Origin of the sequence: Pseudomonas sp. Sample_10, from assembly GCF_004321495.1 — a bacterium.
Classification (GTDB): Bacteria; Pseudomonadota; Gammaproteobacteria; order Pseudomonadales; family Pseudomonadaceae; genus Aquipseudomonas.
Window position 1 is genome coordinate 1 of the sequence record NZ_RCOE01000289.1, and the last position, 15,606, is coordinate 15,606.

Annotated in this window: 18 protein-coding genes; 10 read left to right on the top strand and 8 right to left on the bottom strand. The window is 59.4% G+C overall.

Translation table 11 applies throughout. The features are described 5' to 3' along the window. Positions 1-287 precede the first annotated feature (287 nt). The 3 genes from D8U18_RS27175 (at position 288) to D8U18_RS27185 (ending at position 1,874) form a co-directional block, all read left to right on the top strand. Entirely contained in the window at positions 288-758 is a 471-nt protein-coding gene (locus D8U18_RS27175) for an arsenate reductase ArsC (RefSeq protein WP_131109100.1), read from the top strand. A gap of 12 nt (positions 759-770) precedes the next feature. Then, positions 771-1,472, top strand: a complete 702-nt coding sequence (gene arsH / locus D8U18_RS27180) for an arsenical resistance protein ArsH (protein WP_056853728.1) — start codon at positions 771-773, stop codon at positions 1,470-1,472. A 141-nt stretch (positions 1,473-1,613) separates the two neighbouring features. Beyond that, positions 1,614-1,874: a hypothetical protein gene (locus D8U18_RS27185; RefSeq protein WP_056853729.1), complete on the top strand. Its 261-nt coding sequence runs from the start codon at positions 1,614-1,616 to the stop codon at positions 1,872-1,874. 157 nt (positions 1,875-2,031) lie between these two features. Here the strand turns inward: D8U18_RS27185 and D8U18_RS27190 are convergent, their stop codons facing one another. The 3 genes from D8U18_RS27190 to D8U18_RS27200 all read right to left on the bottom strand — a co-directional run bounded on the left by D8U18_RS27190 (position 2,032) and on the right by D8U18_RS27200 (position 5,487). Beyond that, positions 2,032-3,891, bottom strand: a complete 1,860-nt coding sequence (locus D8U18_RS27190; RefSeq protein ID WP_056853730.1) for an ABC transporter ATP-binding protein — start codon at positions 3,889-3,891, stop codon at positions 2,032-2,034. Between the two features lie 148 nt (positions 3,892-4,039). Further along, entirely contained in the window at positions 4,040-4,474 is a 435-nt protein-coding gene (locus D8U18_RS27195) for a GFA family protein (RefSeq protein WP_056853731.1), read from the bottom strand. Positions 4,475-4,545: 71 nt separating this feature from the next. Continuing rightward, the gene (locus D8U18_RS27200) at positions 4,546-5,487 is read right to left on the bottom strand and encodes a carbon-nitrogen hydrolase family protein (RefSeq protein WP_131109102.1); all 942 of its coding nucleotides are present in this window, start codon (positions 5,485-5,487) and stop codon (positions 4,546-4,548) included. Positions 5,488-5,591: 104 nt separating this feature from the next. Between D8U18_RS27200 and D8U18_RS27205 the strand changes: the two genes are divergently transcribed. After that, a complete protein-coding gene (locus tag D8U18_RS27205; RefSeq protein ID WP_131109104.1) occupies positions 5,592-6,287 on the top strand; it encodes a helix-turn-helix domain-containing protein in 696 nt (231 codons plus the stop codon). Positions 6,288-6,399: 112 nt separating this feature from the next. Here D8U18_RS27205 and D8U18_RS27210 read toward each other — a convergent pair whose 3' ends face one another. Further along, the gene (locus tag D8U18_RS27210) at positions 6,400-7,164 is read right to left on the bottom strand and encodes an SDR family oxidoreductase (protein WP_056853734.1); all 765 of its coding nucleotides are present in this window, start codon (positions 7,162-7,164) and stop codon (positions 6,400-6,402) included. 233 nt (positions 7,165-7,397) lie between these two features. Between D8U18_RS27210 and D8U18_RS27215 the strand changes: the two genes are divergently transcribed. Then, positions 7,398-8,342, top strand: a complete 945-nt coding sequence (locus tag D8U18_RS27215) for an AraC family transcriptional regulator (RefSeq protein ID WP_131109106.1) — start codon at positions 7,398-7,400, stop codon at positions 8,340-8,342. A gap of 20 nt (positions 8,343-8,362) precedes the next feature. Here the strand turns inward: D8U18_RS27215 and D8U18_RS27220 are convergent, their stop codons facing one another. Further along, complete coding sequence (locus D8U18_RS27220) at positions 8,363-9,271, bottom strand: LysR family transcriptional regulator (RefSeq protein ID WP_131109108.1); 909 nt, start codon at positions 9,269-9,271, stop codon at positions 8,363-8,365. Positions 9,272-9,405: 134 nt separating this feature from the next. Here D8U18_RS27220 and D8U18_RS27225 point away from each other — a divergent pair, with 134 nt between their 5' ends. The 3 genes from D8U18_RS27225 (at position 9,406) to D8U18_RS27235 (ending at position 11,721) form a co-directional block, all read left to right on the top strand. Next, positions 9,406-9,975 carry an NAD(P)H-dependent oxidoreductase gene (locus tag D8U18_RS27225; RefSeq protein WP_131109110.1) on the top strand — a complete coding sequence of 190 codons (570 nt, stop codon included), beginning with the start codon at positions 9,406-9,408 and terminating at the stop codon, positions 9,973-9,975. Between the two features lie 216 nt (positions 9,976-10,191). After that, complete coding sequence (locus D8U18_RS27230) at positions 10,192-10,755, top strand: GNAT family N-acetyltransferase (protein ID WP_056853738.1); 564 nt, start codon at positions 10,192-10,194, stop codon at positions 10,753-10,755. 54 nt (positions 10,756-10,809) lie between these two features. Further along, on the top strand, positions 10,810-11,721 hold the full coding sequence (locus tag D8U18_RS27235) for a universal stress protein (protein WP_131109112.1): 912 nt from the start codon (positions 10,810-10,812) through the stop codon (positions 11,719-11,721). Positions 11,722-11,755: 34 nt separating this feature from the next. On the opposite strand, the gene D8U18_RS27240 is transcribed toward D8U18_RS27235, so the two are convergent. Both D8U18_RS27240 and D8U18_RS27245 read right to left on the bottom strand, forming a co-directional pair. Next, on the bottom strand, positions 11,756-12,160 hold the full coding sequence (locus D8U18_RS27240; protein ID WP_131109114.1) for a DUF488 family protein: 405 nt from the start codon (positions 12,158-12,160) through the stop codon (positions 11,756-11,758). Beyond that, positions 12,157-12,978 carry an AraC family transcriptional regulator gene (locus D8U18_RS27245; RefSeq protein WP_131109116.1) on the bottom strand — a complete coding sequence of 274 codons (822 nt, stop codon included), beginning with the start codon at positions 12,976-12,978 and terminating at the stop codon, positions 12,157-12,159. The genes D8U18_RS27240 and D8U18_RS27245 overlap by 4 nt, the downstream gene beginning before the upstream one ends. 131 nt (positions 12,979-13,109) lie before the next feature. Here D8U18_RS27245 and D8U18_RS27250 point away from each other — a divergent pair, with 131 nt between their 5' ends. Both D8U18_RS27250 and grxC read left to right on the top strand, forming a co-directional pair. Beyond that, on the top strand, positions 13,110-13,628 hold the full coding sequence (locus D8U18_RS27250) for a carboxymuconolactone decarboxylase family protein (RefSeq protein ID WP_056853742.1): 519 nt from the start codon (positions 13,110-13,112) through the stop codon (positions 13,626-13,628). Between the two features lie 25 nt (positions 13,629-13,653). Continuing rightward, positions 13,654-13,905 (top strand): glutaredoxin 3, encoded by a 252-nt coding sequence (gene grxC, locus D8U18_RS27255; protein WP_056853743.1) that lies wholly within the window; start codon positions 13,654-13,656, stop codon positions 13,903-13,905. Positions 13,906-14,081: 176 nt separating this feature from the next. Here grxC and D8U18_RS27260 read toward each other — a convergent pair whose 3' ends face one another. Beyond that, positions 14,082-15,590 carry a tripartite tricarboxylate transporter permease gene (locus D8U18_RS27260; RefSeq protein ID WP_056853744.1) on the bottom strand — a complete coding sequence of 503 codons (1,509 nt, stop codon included), beginning with the start codon at positions 15,588-15,590 and terminating at the stop codon, positions 14,082-14,084. Positions 15,591-15,606 lie beyond the last annotated feature (16 nt).

The following is a 15,606-nucleotide window of genomic DNA, read 5'->3' on the forward strand; positions in this document are numbered from 1 at the left end:
GGCTTCTTCTGATCCGGCGCGATATCGCGTAACGGCTATCGCGGGCAAGCCTTGCGCCTACGGGATTGCGCACTACCTGTAGAGCAAGGCTTGCCCGCGATGGCGTCTTCAATACCCTCCGACGCCCATGGATGAGTTGCCCGCACATACGGATATCCGTATATTTGACTTCCCGTATATGTCGGTACGACCTCAAAGTGCTGACACTTGCGATTCTGTTGATTACCCTCTCGGCGCGGACACGGCGCTTGAGTCTTCGATATCCGCAAATGCGGAGGGAGCAATCCATGCGAGTTCTGTTCATGTGCACGGCCAACAGCTGTCGCAGCATCCTTTCAGAAGCCATGTTCAATCACCTGGCACCGCAGGGTTTCGAAGCGGTAAGTTCCGGCAGCTTTCCCAAAGGCAAAGTACTGCCGCGTAGCCTGACCACGCTACAACATTCCGCCATTTCCATCGAAGGATTGAGCAGCAAGGGCAATGATGCCTTTGAGGATAACCCACCGGATATCGTCATTACCGTTTGCGACAAGGCGGCAGGCGAAAGTTGCCCGGTGTATTTCGGCCCGGCGCTGAAGGCCCATTGGGGCCTGGAAGATCCTTCCGACGTAGTGGGTGACGAAGCGGCGGTGGACGCGGCTTTCCGCGCCACGCTTGCGCACATCGAGCAACGCTGCAGGGCGTTCCTCGCCCTGCCCTTCAATGAACTCAGCCGCGATCAACTCAAACGCGAACTGGACCGAATCGGCGCTCTCTGAGCAGGAAGAAACATGTCTGAGCAACTGCCTAACCTTGACCTCTCCCTGTTCGACGACGCAGGCATCACTTTTCGTCCGGGCGAACCCAAGCCACGCATCCTGTTGTTGTACGGGTCGACCCGCGAGCGCTCGTTCAGCCGTCTGCTGGTCGAAGAGGCCGCACGCCTGCTGGAACACTTTGGTGCAGAAACCCGCATCTTCAATCCTTCCGGTTTGCCGCTTCCCGACGATGCACCTGTGGATCATCCCAAGGTGCAGGAGTTGCGCGATCTGGTGTTGTGGTCGCAAGGTCAGGTCTGGTGTTCGCCAGAGCGGCATGGCGCGATGTCGGCTGTATTCAAGGCACAGATTGACTGGATTCCCCTTGCCCTCGGTGCCATTCGCCCGACTCAGGGCAAGACACTGGCGGTGATGCAAGTCTGCGGTGGTTCGCAGTCCTTCAACGCAGTCAACCAGCTGCGTGTGCTGGGACGCTGGATGCGCATGTTCACCATTCCCAATCAATCCTCGGTGCCGAAGGCTTTTATGGAATTCGACGAAGCCGGCCGAATGAAGCCCTCGGCGTTCTACGACCGCGTGGTCGACGTGATGGAAGAACTGGTGAAATTCACCCTGCTGCTGCGTGACCATCAGGGGTTTCTGGTGGATCGCTACTCCGAACGCAAGGAAAGCGCCGAACAGCTCATGGCCCGCGTGAACCAGCGTTCAATCTGAGGTCGTCAAGTTTATCGGTATCAGAGGCGCGCGCTTCGAACAGACAGGCGGCAATCGGCCGAAGCCGCCCGTGGATGGAGCGATCGTAAATGACGGCTAAGCTACCTTCTAGCGTCGGGTTTACAACTCGGAGGGGAGCCAATGAAACGCTGTGCAATGCTGATCGCGATCTGTTTGCTGGCCACGGCTTGTCAGAGCACAAATAATGGCGTCACCCGACTCGACAATTGTGTCTGCTACAAATCGTCCGAGGCACAACATCTGAAAGCATCGCAAATAGCCTGGAACGACCCAGAAACGCTGCAGGAACAGTTCTCGCACTGCATTTGTCGAGCGTTGATTGACCTGAAGGAGGTCGATGATCCCGGTAAGCTCTTCGTGCCTGGAACAGAAATAAAATGAATGTCGCTCGCCGGTAAGAGGCACCAGGGGCGTTGAGAGACGGGCAAGGCATCGACAGGCAAACACCGGGCATTGCTTCCACCGCTCGTCTTCGCCCTCCTCTGTCTGGCAATCGTCGTGCAGCTCTCCCTCTCGCCCGTTGCCTGCCCCTTCACACTCACGCCTGATCCATTGCCTCGACCACGCCCTTGTCCTCACCCAGGAACCCGCCACTCTGATGCTGCCAGAGCCGCGCATAGATGCCGTTCTTCGCGAGTAACTCGGTGTGGGTGCCCTGCTCGATGATGCGTCCGTCATCCATGACGATCAGGCGGTCCATGGCTGCAATGGTGGACAGCCGATGGGCGATGGCGATCACGGTTTTGCCCTGCATCATTTCATCGAGGCTTTCCTGAATGGCCACTTCGACTTCCGAGTCCAGCGCGCTGGTGGCCTCGTCAAGCAGCAGGATCGGGGCGTTCTTGAGCATCACCCGGGCAATCGCGACGCGTTGACGCTGGCCGCCGGACAGCTTGATGCCGCGCTCACCCACCAGGGTGTCGTAGCCGGTATGGCCCTGCCGGTCGCTCAGTTGGCTGATGAACTCATCGGCCTGGGCATTGGCCGCGGCGGCACGGATTTGCGCGTCGGTCGCATCGGGACGACCGTATGCAATGTTGTCGCGAATGGAACGGTGCAGCAGCGAAGTGTCCTGGGTGACCATGCCGATGGAGCTGCGCAGGCTGTCTTGCGTCACGTGTGCAATGTTCTGGCCGTCGATGCGAATCTCCCCGCTGTCGACATCATAGAAGCGCAGCAGCAAGTTGATAAGCGTGGATTTGCCGGCGCCAGAGCGGCCGACCAGGCCGATTTTTTCACCCGGACGAATGTTCAGGCTCAGGCCATCGAGCACCTGGCGCTCGCCATTGTAGTTGAAGCTCACTTTATCGAAGGTTACCGCGCCGCCTGAGGTCACCAGCACACCCGCATCCGGTGCATCCTTGACCTTGGGACCGCGGGTCAGCGTCGCCATGCCGTCCTGTACCGTGCCGATGCTCTCGAACAGCGAGGTCATTTGCCACATGATCCAGTTCGACATGCCATTGATCCGCAACGCCATTGCAGTGATTGCCGCCACGGCACCTGCGCCGACGTCACCCTGGTGCCACAGCCACAGGGCATAACCGCCGGCGGCCATGATCAGCCCGACCACCAATGCCTGGTTGACGATCTCGAACTGGCTGACCAGGCGCATCTGGCGAAAGCCGGTTTGCTTGAAATCCTCCATTGCCGCTCGCGCGAAGTGCGCTTCACGATTGGAATGGGAGAACAGTTTCACCGTAGTGATGTTCGTGTACGCATCCGAGATACGCCCGGTCATCATTGACCGCGCATTCGCCTGTTCCTGCCCGACTTTCCCCAGGCGAGGCACGAAGTACCACATGGCCAGGCCGAACAGCAGAGCCCAGGCAACGAATGGCAGCATGAGTTTCAGCGCGAAGCCACCGGCCAGTGCGATGATCGCAATGAAATACACCCCGATACCCGGGACGATTTCGATCAGGGTGAAGAGCACGTCTCGTACCGCTAGCGCGGTCTGCATCACCTTGGTGGTGACGCGGCCGGAAAACTCATCGGAAAAAAACGACAGGCTTTGCCGCAACATCAGGCGATGGAAGTCCCAGCGCAGCCGCAACGGCAAGTTAATTGCCAATATCTGGTGCTGCACCATGGTGCGCAACGCCACCAGCCCGACACTGGTTACCATGACAATGCCCATGCCCCACAACACCCGACTTTCCTGCGCAGCCGCTTCACCACCTGCCTGCCAGGTCGAGAGCAGGTCCACGACCTGGCCGAGAAAGGAAAACAGCCATGCTTCGTAAATCGATACACCGGCACCGAGCAGCGCCAGCGCGAGGATGTAACCACGCGCTCCCCGCGTACAGGCCCACAGGAAACGAGCCAGGCCGTCCGGTGGCGGTGGCACCTCGTCAGGCGGAAAGGGATCGAGCCTTCGTTCAAACACACGAAGCATGGTGTTCTCCAAAACAGTCAAGTTAAGGAGATTCTGCCATTGAACGGGCGCCTTGAGGGTTTGCAACGTCAAGGTATGGCGTTGTCGGCAGGTTGCCGCCGATGGCGAAAGGTGGAAATCGCGCGCCGGCACCCCGCCGCTGCCAGCCTCATTCGTCCACGCTGATGCCTGATCCTCCCAATTCACCAGGGACATCCTTAAGCTTCGGCACCCCATCCCTGATGCGCAGCGCGGCCTCTTGGTAGTGGACGTGAACACCTGGCGAAAACGCGAGATCCGGGATGACCGCGGCATATACATCGATGAGGCCCATCCCGGGGTGTTCGGTGAAGAGGTGTCCGCCGCAACGCCTGCACCATTTGCGATAACTCTGCGGTGTCTTGTTGAAGGTGCCAATGTCGTCAGCCCCCCGAGTGACTTGCACCGCCTCGGGTTTCCACAGCGTGAAGGCATTGACCGGCGCGGCTGACCACTGTCGACACGACTCGCAATGGCAATAGCCCATTGCCGCCGGCTCACCGCTGACGGTGAATTCGACAGCGCCGCAAAAACAACTGCCTTTGTAAGACCTTTGAATGCTCATGGAATGACTCCTTCATCAGTTAAAGCACGTACAGCCGAAGTCGGGACGGATTGCCTGAGGGTTAGCCAGCTTCACTCGTCGACGAAGCGCACCGCCGTCGTCGGCGTGCGTCGCACTTGCAGATCGAAAATGTCGGGGCGCGCATAGTGCCCGCTGACGTCGAGCGCCCGCCGCGCTGGCGCCACGAGTGAGGTGTCGATGTCCGCATACAGAATGCCCGCCTCCCGGTGCAACGGACCGGCTGTGATCCGGCCTTGAGGGTTGACCACCACCGAGTCACCGTCGTTGATCCACTCATCCGGATCGGGAAACAGTTGCAGGCGACCTGGAAAGTCATCGGGAATGTCGTTGCCGCGCAGCAAGCTGCCACTGCCGAGCACCCAGCAACGGCCTTCGAGTGCAATGTGCCGCATCGTGCTGATCCAGCCCTCGCCAGTGTCGTAGGTTGGCGCAACGTAGACTTCCACGCCTTGGGAATACAATGAATAGCGCGCCAGGGGCATGTAGTTTTCCCAGCAGATGAGCGTACCGATGCGACCGACGGGTGTATCGACGGTACGCAACCCTGACGCATCGCCAAACCCATGGACCATGCGCTCGGGGTTCGTTGGCATCAACTTGCGATGACGGTTGAGCACTTCGCCATGGGTTCCGATAACGACTACGCTGTTGTAAAGCGTGCCGCCTCCATTACGGCGTTCGCGTTCATTGATGCCGCATACGATTGTCACGGCGTGAGCAACAGCGGCCTCGCACAGTTCGTTCAGGTCGCCGCTCGCGATATCAACCGCGTTGGCCAACAGGCGAGTATGCAACTGCCCCATTAGAGCCCCGTCTTTTCCCGCCGCCAGCCGCCAGATCCACGACGGGTAACCTGGAATGAATGATTCGGGCAAAACAATCAACGAGGCTCCCGACGCTGCAGCTTCGCGGACCGATTGCACGGCCCGGGCGATCGTCGCGCTACGGTCGAGCAGCACCGGCGGCCGCTGAATGATGGCTATCTTGGTCATGACGTACTCCTGAAACCGTGGCTTTGGCAGGTTTCAGCGTGCACGTCGGGAAACCGCCCGGCTAGTTCAGAATCTGAAGCGTTGAAGTAGCGGAGGGACAGGCGATGGATGAAAGCTATGGTCAGTTCTGTACGGTCGCACGCGGTGCCGAGGCACTGTGCGAACGCTGGACGCCTTTGGTCGTGCGCGAGTTGCTATGCGGCAGCAAGCGCTTCAATGAACTGCACCGCGGCGTGCCACGCATGTCCACCAGCTTGCTGGCACAGCGGCTGCGCCACCTGGAAGATATCGGTGTCGTGCATCGCACGGCCGCAGGCAACGTCTGGGAATACAGCCTGACCGAGGCCGGCGAGGATTTGCGCCCCATCATCATGGCACTGGGCCATTGGGGGGCGCGCTGGATAGGCAGTCGCCTTCGCGATAACGAACTCGACGCGGGCTTGCTGATGTGGGACATACGTCGTTTTGCGCGCATCGAAATGTTCCCGCCCCGGTCGGTGGTCATTCACTTCCGGTTCCGCGACGCGCGGTCCGGTGAGCAAGCGTGGTGGCTGGTGGTTGAACAGGGTGTGGCAGATCTGTGTCGCGACGATCCGGGACGCGAACTCACGCTCGTCGTGGACTCCAGCGTACGAGCATTGACTGAGGTGTGGACCGGCGACCGCACGCCAAAAGAGGTTCTGCGGTCACAGGAATTGCGGGTAGACGGCGCCGTGCAAGACGCAGAAAACTTGTGGCGCTGGCTTGGCACGAGTGCGTTCGCAAGCACCCGGCGCGCTGCAATCCAGCCTTTGCAATAGCCTTGGAGAAAGCACGCGTTTGCAGTTCGCTCCTGGCCGTTCTCAGCCGGACACCACCGGCAGAAAACGGCCCAGAAGCTGCTCTCTTTAACGCAAATGCCCGTTCAGCCGATCAACCAGCGGTGACGGTCATGCCGCCATCCGCCATGACCACCGAGCCAACAATGAAGCTTGCGCGGTCCGAGGCGAGAAATGCCACGACTTCGGCAATTTCTTCCGGCTGCGCGGCACGTCCGATGGGAGCGGCTTCACCGTGCTTGGCCAGGAAGCCAGGACCGTCCTCTACCACGTCGTTAAGAATGTTGGTGACAACGTCGCCGACGCCGATGGCATTGACGCGAATGCCATGCTCGATAGCCTCGAGCGCCAGCGTGCGGGTCAATTGGGCCAATGCGCCTTTGGACGCGGTGTAAGCGGCAATGGTCGGGAAGGCGAAATAGGAGGCATAAGAGGCGATATTGACTATCGCTCCCGATTTGTTGGGCATCATCGCCTTGACTGCTTCGCGGCAATGCAAAAAGGCCGCGGTTGCGTTGACTGCCTGGATGCGCTCCCAGTCTTCGCGGGTCATGTCGATGACCAGCTTGTTGATGATGATCCCGGCGTTGTTGACCAGAATGTCCAGTCGCCCGAACGTCTCGACGGCCAATCCGACGGCGCGCTCGGCAACCCCGTCTTTGCTGATGTCGGCTACCAGCGGCACCAATCCGGGACGAGCGAGTGCTTCGACGGCGGGATTGATGTCTTCAGCAATGACCTTGGCGCCACGCGCATGCAGCATCAGTGCGATAGCCTTGCCGATGCCACTGGCGGCACCGGTGACCAGCGCGACTTTGCCTTCGACTTCGTTGGGAATACGGTGATTGATCTGAGTCATGGTGCTCTCCTGCTTGCAAGCCGGCGAGATATTCGGCGGCCTGGCGCCCGTGAGGCGCTGTAGTTATCGACGGCCTCACTGTCGCGCAATCGGGAGAATCGGGCTTTCGCAGGCTTGCCGTGGCTGTTGGAGTTTTGCGCCAACATCTGAATTTCTGAGGTAGCTTGCGCAATTGCCGATGGGTACCGAGGTTGCGTTACCCTGTTGATGCCAGCCCCTCAGCGCTTTTTTCAATGGAGCCTCGTGTGCGCCAGCCTGAACATGACGACGTGCCACCGATTGATACCCTTCGCATCGCGGCCGAATCGATGCCGCAGCATCTGCCGGGAACGCCGCAGGTGTTGCCGTTGCTCCCGCAGATGCAGGATGTGATGGTGCAGTTGTTCAGCCATCACAGCACCGTAGAGCCAATACTCGTGCCCGCCGTGGTCGAACCCCTGCTGGTATTGGTCCTGACAGGCTCGGCCAAGGTCGAGGAGCGATCCCTCGGTGGGGCTTGGAAAGCCGTCGAGGTGCAGGCTGGCGACTTTTTTCTTACCAATACAAATGAACCCTATGAGATGCGCTGGCAGACCCTGGGCTGCGACACCTTCGAAGTGATGCATCTTTATCTCGGCCTGCCCATGATTGAACAGGCGGTCCGTGATGTTCTGGGCGAGCACAGCGTTGCAGTGACGTTCCTGGATATCTCCGGTGCCCGGGATGAACGGATAAGTTTCATGCTCAATCAGTTACGCCTCGAGTTGATCGAGCAACGCAAACCCAGCCCGCTGTTCGTACACAGCCTGGCTCAGGCGCTGACCGTTCACCTGATACGGCGTTATCTCGATCCGCACAGTACGACCCGACGCAGCAATGCTCTGCAAGCGTACAAGCTGCGTCGCGTTATCGATGCAATGAACGAGCACCTGGCCGATGACTTCAGTCTTGCGCAATTGGCACGAATCGCTGACTTGAGCGACTACCACTTCAGCCGGATGTTCAAGCGTGCCACGGGGCTGTCGCCGTCGCAGTATTTCATCCGCCTGCGCATGAGTCGCGCGCGACATCTACTGCTCGAGACCGAGCGCAGCATCATTGATGTCGGGCTGGAAGTCGGTTATTCCAGCCCCAGCCATTTTTCCCAGGTTTTTCGTCGCGAAGTCGGCGTCACGCCCAGCGCCTACCGCCAAGCGTGAGGTGCCCTGGTCCCATGCGATCAGTGGATTTTCAAGTTTGCCGCCAGAAAATCCATGAAGGCTCTGACACGTGTGGGCAACTTCCCTCCTTGCCCGACGTAAACCGCGTGCACTTCCGTCTTTGCGCTGGGCACGAAGTCCTCTAGCACCGAAAGAAGCCGGCCATCCGCCAGATCTTGCTCGACCTGGCAAAACCCAACGCGCGCGAGGCCGAGCCCAAGAATTGCCAGATCGCGAACTGCATTGCCGTCACTGGCCCGTGCATTGCCGGCGACGGCCACCGGAATGGGTTGGCCGTCTGCGCTGACGAAGCCCCACTCCATCATCGGTGGACTGAAGGTGAACCCCAGACAGGTGTGGTCCGCGAGATCGGCTGGCGTTTTCGGTATGCCGCGAGCTGAAAGATAGGCCGGTGATGCCACGACAAGGGCTCTCGTCTCGCCCAAGCGCCTGGCCACGAGATTGGAGCTTTTCAGCGGGCCGCTGCGGATGGCCACGTCAGCCCGTGCGCTGATCAGGTCGACAACCTCGTCACTGAGAAAAACCTCCACCGAGACTCCAGGGTGAAGCCGCAAAAATGTCTGCAACAGGGGCAGCAGATACAAACGCCCGATATCGACGTTGCAGTTGACCCGCACGGTTCCCTGCGGCTCGGAGCTCGCCGCGGCCTCCTGCTCGGCCTCATCGAGCGCCGCCAGGATAGTCACGCTGCGTTCATAGAACGCGGCCCCTTCAGGCGTGAGCAATTGCCGTCTTGTCGAGCGATTGAGCAAACGCGTGCCCAAGCGGTTTTCCAGCCTCGAGACCAGCTTGCTGACCGCTGACGGGGTCATCGCACAATGCTTGGCGGCCGCCGTATAACCGCCATCTTCAACGACCCTGACGAACACGTTCATTTCGGCGAAGCAGTTTATGTCCAACCGTCTCATATGAATTCACGTCACAAATTGTATGCCCCAGTACCGGCTATATCTGCCGCGCTGCCACTCATACTCTAATCCAGAGCCTGAAAGGCGCAGGAGAAATTCAGCAAAGACGTGCGGATTTACAGTGGGAGGTTGAGATGAACAGCGAGATGAAACTGATCGTGATTCATGGCGCCAAGGATGAGGAAGGTCTGGACGCTGCGCTGCTGAAATGGGTTTCTGATGTTTTGGCGCAACGTGCCGAGTTCGAGCCTTGGTTTATGGGACCTGCCGACCTCATGGCCAAACCTGACAAGGTGGCAGCTATACAGCGACAGGAAACTCTTCGCCATTTGGCCGATGCTGATGCATTTCTGTTCATCACATCGCAACTGTCCGATGTTTATCACTCCGGGCTTAAAGCATTCATTGATCAGGTGTCGGTTCGCTGGCACGCAAGGCCAGTGGCATTCATTGGCTACGGCGGGGCATCGGGTGGACTTTGTGCGATCGATCACCTTCGCCAGGTGCTGTCCGCGCAGCACGCGGTACCTATCAGCAATTACGTGTCCTTCACTGATCCCTGGTCGCTGATCGATGAGGCCGGGCATGTACGACAGACTGATCAAGCCCGGCTGCCCATGGCTCGAATGCTGGTTCAGCTGAATTGGTGGGCAAGCACCCTGAAGGCTGCGAGGGAACAGATGCCGTATGTACTGGTGAGCTAAGCCCCTAAAAAACCTGAAGAAACGTCACTCGATGAGTGACGTCGCTGGTGACGTGAGTGCCGTCAATGTCGGTGCCTTGACGAAGCGGGAACCTCTACAGCCTTTGATCGAATGTTTGATCCAGATCAAATACCAGGGCAGGCAGCGGCGTAGAAAGGAATGAAACAGGCTTTTGCCGTGCCCGCCCTATAAGAACAACGCTGGAGGATTAACCCCATGCTTACCGTCAAAGACCACAATGACCGCGCCGCAGCCGCTTACGCCGCGGTGGACAGCCAGTACTGGATCGAAGCGCTCAGGGATGGTCGCCACGTGCTGATCCGGCCACTGACGGAAAAGGACCGCGACCGCGAATATGCCTTCATCAAACGGCTGTCTCCGGAATCCCGGCACATGCGCTTTCTTGCGCAAATCAGTGAGCCCAGCGCCGCGATGCTCGATCAGTTGATGGACACCGACAACAAACAACGCGTGGCCTACATCGCCATGGTCCACGACAACGGTCGGCTGGTCGAGATCGGCATCAGCCGCTACGCCGCCACCAGCGAACAGGTGTGTGAATGCGCCGTCACGGTCGCCGATGAATGGACCCACCTGGGGCTGGGCACTTTACTGATGGAACACTTGATCAAGGCCGCACGCCATAACGGCTTTCAGCAGATGTATTCGGTAGACGCCGCCAGCAATGCGCCAATGCGCGACCTGGCCAAGGCGTTGGGATTCGAGACATCCAACGATCCCGACGACAGTCGTCAGGTGATCCACCGACTTTACCTGTAAGAACCTGGAGTCATTTCGGCACACCACTGTTCGATGACCTACCGGAGTACAGTCATGGCTGATCAATCGCGTTTCATGCTGGTCGTCCCACCTCTGATGCACAACAGTCCCGCCTTTGACCGGGCTGCAGCATTGGCCAAAGCGTCGCAAGCAGCATTGCACATCGTGGCGTTCGATTACCTCGAAGGGCTGGCGACTGCCGGGATGGTTAATGAACAAGCGCTGGATCAGATGCGGCTGGGTTATGTCGAGCGTCATCGCCAGTGGCTTGAAGACCAGGCCCGCCCCATGCGCAAGATCGGTGTGCACGTCACCACGGAAGTGGTCTGGGTAGAGCGGCCGTTGCAAGAGATCCTGATTCATCTCAAAGAGCAGCCGATGGTCGCCTTGATCAAAGCCCTGGAGCACGAATCGCTGCTGTCGCGCCTGATGTTTACCCCACTGGATATTCACCTGCTGCGCGAATGCCCGGTCCCCCTGCATTTTGTCAGCCATATGCATCACGCATTGCCGCGCAAAATTGTCGCTGCCGTAGACCCTTTTCACAGTGATGACCAATACAAGGGTTTCAACGACAGGATCTTGTGTGAGGCGTCCAAACTGGCCATCACCTGCAATGCGCAGCTCGACGTGGTTTACGCCCATGATCTTTCATCCATCAGTGCAGATGAATTCGGCTTCAGTAATGGCTCGGCGTTTTTTTCTTCGAGCAAAGCCAAGACATTGTTCGACGCACAAGCCGATGCCTTCCGCGAGCTTGCGCAGCGCAACGGTATTGAACCGGAATGTCAGCACATGATCCTGGGCGATCCGGCCAAGGTGCTTTGCAACTATGCGCAGGCCTATGAAACAGACGTGATCGTCATGGGACGCGCCGGTCACCGCGCCATGGAACGCTTGGTCGGCAGCACCATCGAACGCGTGCTGTACAAGATGCCGTGCAGCGTGTGGGTGGTTCAGGAATAAAATCCAGGTTGGATCAGCGGCCAATGCCGACGTCTCAATAACCCGGAAACTCGTCGCGATAGCACACCGGCGAGCTGGCCTCCTGGTATCGATCCAGCTCGTCCTCCAGCCATCGGGCGAGTACGACGGCGTGGTTTTCCAGCAGGTTTTGAGCGGCAAAAACCAGCGTGAGCGTGCCGGTTTGTGCGTATCCCAGAAGCACCCACCAGTGTTCCGGGCGAGCGATCAGTTGCTGGCGATAGGCCGCGCTGAATTGGCCGAAATCCACTTCACCGGCGGTAAATGCCTTGTGCAAATCAATCGAAGGCGCGACGTCGGGCAACCATTGGTCCAGCGGCAACGAATCCCTGGAGCAATGTCGCGGCCACTCTCGATCGACCAATATCCGTCGCCCGTCTTCGCCCCTGGCAGGTTCGCCTGCGCGTTTGCATTGGATCATGGCGTCTCCCCTCTCCATTCCCGTGGGCTGACTCCGGTCTTGCGGCGAAACGCCCGGGCCAGTGCCGATGGGCTTTCGTAGCCAACCTCTTCGGCGATCAGGGCAATGGGCTTGCCCTCGCGCAAGCGTTTCTGCGCCAGGCTGATGCGCCAGCTCACCAGATAATCCACCGGAGCCTGGCCGACCACGCGCTTGAAATGTTCGGCGAAGCTGGCTCGCGACATGTTCGCCGCCACCGACAATTCGGCCACGCTCCAGGGCTTGCCCGGAAACTCATGCATAAGGTTCAGGGAGCGTGCCAGGCGTGGATCGGCAAGGCCGGCCATCATGCCCGGCTGTTGATTGCGACTGCTGAGGATGTGGCGCAACAACAGGATTACCACCAGTTCGAACAGTCGATCCATCACCGCTTCCCGACCGCAGGTGCCAGCAAAGGCTTCGTCGAACAACCATTGCAGGGTGCTGGCCAACGTCGGGATTTCATCGAGTTTCAGCACCAGGAAATCCGGCAGCGCGGCGGCCAGGGCATTGCCAGCCCCGCCATTGAAATCCAGGGATGCGCACACCAACTGCGTGCCGAAGGAATCGGGGGCGAACAAGCGGTGACGATAAGGTCGCGGGAAAAAGATCAGCGTTGGCTCGCGCAGGTGCAGCTCTCGTTCGTCTGCCAGTTTGAGCGACAACTCGCCCGCCTGAAGCAGATGCACATGGCCGCACGCCTGGCTGCCATCGAACGCCGTCGTGCCGCAAAACGTGCCGCTGTGAAAGGTGCCGGCGTTGACGCCGAAATGGTTGAGCAACGTGGAAAGGCGATCCATGGGAAGCTCCCGAAGTTGTTCTGGACGATCTGTCGCATATCGTCGACGATTTGCAGCCAATTGACCAGCATGAATCACTAGCATGGACTCCGTACCCAGCGCATGTCGCGCTTCAATCCCGGAGAATCACCATGACTCGTATTGCCTCTGTCAGCCTCGAACAAGCTACCGACGCCACCCGCCCATTGCTGGAAGGCGTACAAAAGAAAATCGGCTTCCTGCCCAACGTCTTCAAGGTGCTGGCCCATGCGCCTGCCGTCCTTGCCTCGTACCTGCAAAACTCGGCGGCGCTGAGCAAAACCTCATTGAGCGCCACGGAAAAGGAAGCGATCTACCTCGCCACCTCGCAGGTCAACGGCTGTGATTATTGCCTGGCGGCGCACACCGTGTTTGCCGGCAAGGCCGGGCTCACCCAACAGGAGATCCGCAGTGCGCGAATCGGTCAGTTGGACGCTTACGCCCTGCTTGCCCAGCAGATTACCGAAAGCCGTGGCCAGCTCACCAGCGAACAGATCGCTTCTGCCAGAGCCGCAGGCATCAATGACGCGAAGATCATCGAAGTGGTCGCCCATGTGGCCTCGCAGACGCTGACCAACTACCTGAACAACGTCGCATTGACCGATATCGACTTTCCGGCCATCGACGCCTGATCAACCCATTGCGGAGATAACCAGCATGAACACCGTGACCCTTTACACCACCGACACCTGCCCATACTGCCGCAGCGCCAAATCACTGCTGGCCGGCAAAGGCGCGACGATGCAAGAGATCAATGTCCAGCGCGAACCGGGAAAGTTTGAAGAAATGCTCAGCCGAAGCGGCCGGCGCAGCGTGCCGCAGATTTTTATCGGCGACACGCACATCGGTGGTTTCGATGACCTGGCCAAGCTGGATCGCCAGGGAGGGTTGATGTCGATGCTGGCGTGATTCGTCAGGCGGCTTTGCCGTGCACCAAAACCGCAGACGAACGCACAACCTGTGGGAGCGTGGCTTGCCCGCGATTGCGTCGGCACATTCAGCACGTGTGTGACTGACACACCGCTTTCGCGGGCAAGCCAGCTTCCATATTGGCGGCATTTGACTCACAAATATTGTTGGAACCTTCAATCGTCTTCATGCAACTTGATGCCTCGCTTGTGCAGCAGGTACGGCACCATCAGCACCAACAATGTCAGGGCCATGAAAAACGCCGAGATCGGCTGGGTGAAAAATATCGTCCAGTCGCCCTCGCTGATGGACAAGGCGTTGCGCAGTTGCTTTTCGGCCATTGGCCCCAGGAGCATGCCGACAATCACTGGCGCCACCGGGAAATCGAAGCGCCGCATCAGCACACCGGCCCAGCCGATAGCCAACATCAGCAGCAAGTCGAAAGACGAATGGCGCATGCCGTACACGCCGATGGTGGCGAAGACCAGAATCCCGGCGTTCAGGTACGGTCGGGGAATCTGCAGCAATTTGACCCACAGCCCCACCAGCGGCAGGTTCAGCACCAGCAGGATGACGTTGCCGATATACAGCGAAGCCACCAGGGTCCAGACCAGGTCGGCGGAGGTTTCAAACAGCATCGGCCCCGGTTGCAGGTTGTAGTTCTGAAACGCCGCCAACAGGATTGCCGCCGTCGCCGACGTGGGAATGCCCAGGGTCAGCAACGGCACCAGCGAGCCCGTGGCACTGGCGTTGTTGGCCGCTTCCGGGCCGGCCACACCTTCGATGGCGCCCTGGCCTTTGTTGGCGGAAAACTCTTTCGGGTACTTGCTGAGTTTGCGTTCGGTGGAATAGGACAGGAACGTCGGAATCTCCGCGCCACCGGCCGGAATCGAGCCGAACGGGAAGCCGATAAACGTGCCTCGCAGCCAGGCAGGCACCGAGCGTTTCCAGTCGGCGCGGGTCATCCACAACGACGTCAGGCGATGCCGCCCTTCTGCCTGTTCCGATTGATAAAGCAGGCTGTACAGGGCCTCGCCGACGGCAAACAAACCGACCGCCACCAGCACCACTTCAATGCCGTCGACCAACTCGGGAACGCCCAGGGTGTAGCGGGCGATGCCCGAGGTTGAGTCGAGGCCGATCATGCCGATGGTCAATCCGATCCCCAGCGACGCAAAGCCGCGCAACATTGACGCGCCGAGCACTGCCGACACCGTGGTGAACGACAGCACCAGGATCGCGAAATACTCGGCCGGGCCAAAATTCAGCGCCAGCCTGGCCACCAGCGGTGCGAACAGCGTCAGCAGGATCGTCGCGATCGTACCCGCGACGAATGAGCCGATCGCCGCGGTGGCCAGGGCCGGTCCCGCACGGCCATTGCGCGCCATGAGGTTGCCCTCCAGCGCCGTGACCATGGACGACGACTCACCGGGGGTATTGAGCAGAATCGAGGTGGTTGACCCGCCGAATTGCGCGCCGTAGTAAATCCCGGCAAACATGATCAGCGCACCGGTCGGATCGACCTTGGCGGTGATCGGCAGCAGCAACGCCACGGTCAGTGCCGGCCCGATCCCCGGCAGAACGCCAATGGCAGTGCCGAGCAAACAACCGACAAACCCCCACATCAGATTGATCGGCGTCAGCGCTGCGGAAAATCCCATGGCCAGATTTGCAAGAATGTCCACGCGGTCGATCTCCTTT

Excerpts from the sequence above, each read along its gene's own strand:
- D8U18_RS27175 (WP_131109100.1), top strand. The coding sequence starts at position 288 with ATGCGAGTTCTGTTCATGTGCACGGCCAACAGCTGTCGCAGCATCCTT.
- arsH (WP_056853728.1), top strand. The coding sequence starts at position 771 with ATGTCTGAGCAACTGCCTAACCTTGACCTCTCCCTGTTCGACGACGCA.
- D8U18_RS27185 (WP_056853729.1), top strand. The coding sequence starts at position 1,614 with ATGAAACGCTGTGCAATGCTGATCGCGATCTGTTTGCTGGCCACGGCT.
- D8U18_RS27190 (WP_056853730.1), bottom strand. The coding sequence starts at position 3,891 with ATGCTTCGTGTGTTTGAACGAAGGCTCGATCCCTTTCCGCCTGACGAG.
- D8U18_RS27195 (WP_056853731.1), bottom strand. The coding sequence starts at position 4,474 with ATGAGCATTCAAAGGTCTTACAAAGGCAGTTGTTTTTGCGGCGCTGTC.
- D8U18_RS27200 (WP_131109102.1), bottom strand. The coding sequence starts at position 5,487 with ATGACCAAGATAGCCATCATTCAGCGGCCGCCGGTGCTGCTCGACCGT.
- D8U18_RS27205 (WP_131109104.1), top strand. The coding sequence starts at position 5,592 with ATGGATGAAAGCTATGGTCAGTTCTGTACGGTCGCACGCGGTGCCGAG.
- D8U18_RS27210 (WP_056853734.1), bottom strand. The coding sequence starts at position 7,164 with ATGACTCAGATCAATCACCGTATTCCCAACGAAGTCGAAGGCAAAGTC.
- D8U18_RS27215 (WP_131109106.1), top strand. The coding sequence starts at position 7,398 with ATGGAGCCTCGTGTGCGCCAGCCTGAACATGACGACGTGCCACCGATT.
- D8U18_RS27220 (WP_131109108.1), bottom strand. The coding sequence starts at position 9,271 with ATGAGACGGTTGGACATAAACTGCTTCGCCGAAATGAACGTGTTCGTC.
- D8U18_RS27225 (WP_131109110.1), top strand. The coding sequence starts at position 9,406 with ATGAACAGCGAGATGAAACTGATCGTGATTCATGGCGCCAAGGATGAG.
- D8U18_RS27230 (WP_056853738.1), top strand. The coding sequence starts at position 10,192 with ATGCTTACCGTCAAAGACCACAATGACCGCGCCGCAGCCGCTTACGCC.
- D8U18_RS27235 (WP_131109112.1), top strand. The coding sequence starts at position 10,810 with ATGGCTGATCAATCGCGTTTCATGCTGGTCGTCCCACCTCTGATGCAC.
- D8U18_RS27240 (WP_131109114.1), bottom strand. The coding sequence starts at position 12,160 with ATGATCCAATGCAAACGCGCAGGCGAACCTGCCAGGGGCGAAGACGGG.
- D8U18_RS27245 (WP_131109116.1), bottom strand. The coding sequence starts at position 12,978 with ATGGATCGCCTTTCCACGTTGCTCAACCATTTCGGCGTCAACGCCGGC.
- D8U18_RS27250 (WP_056853742.1), top strand. The coding sequence starts at position 13,110 with ATGACTCGTATTGCCTCTGTCAGCCTCGAACAAGCTACCGACGCCACC.
- grxC (WP_056853743.1), top strand. The coding sequence starts at position 13,654 with ATGAACACCGTGACCCTTTACACCACCGACACCTGCCCATACTGCCGC.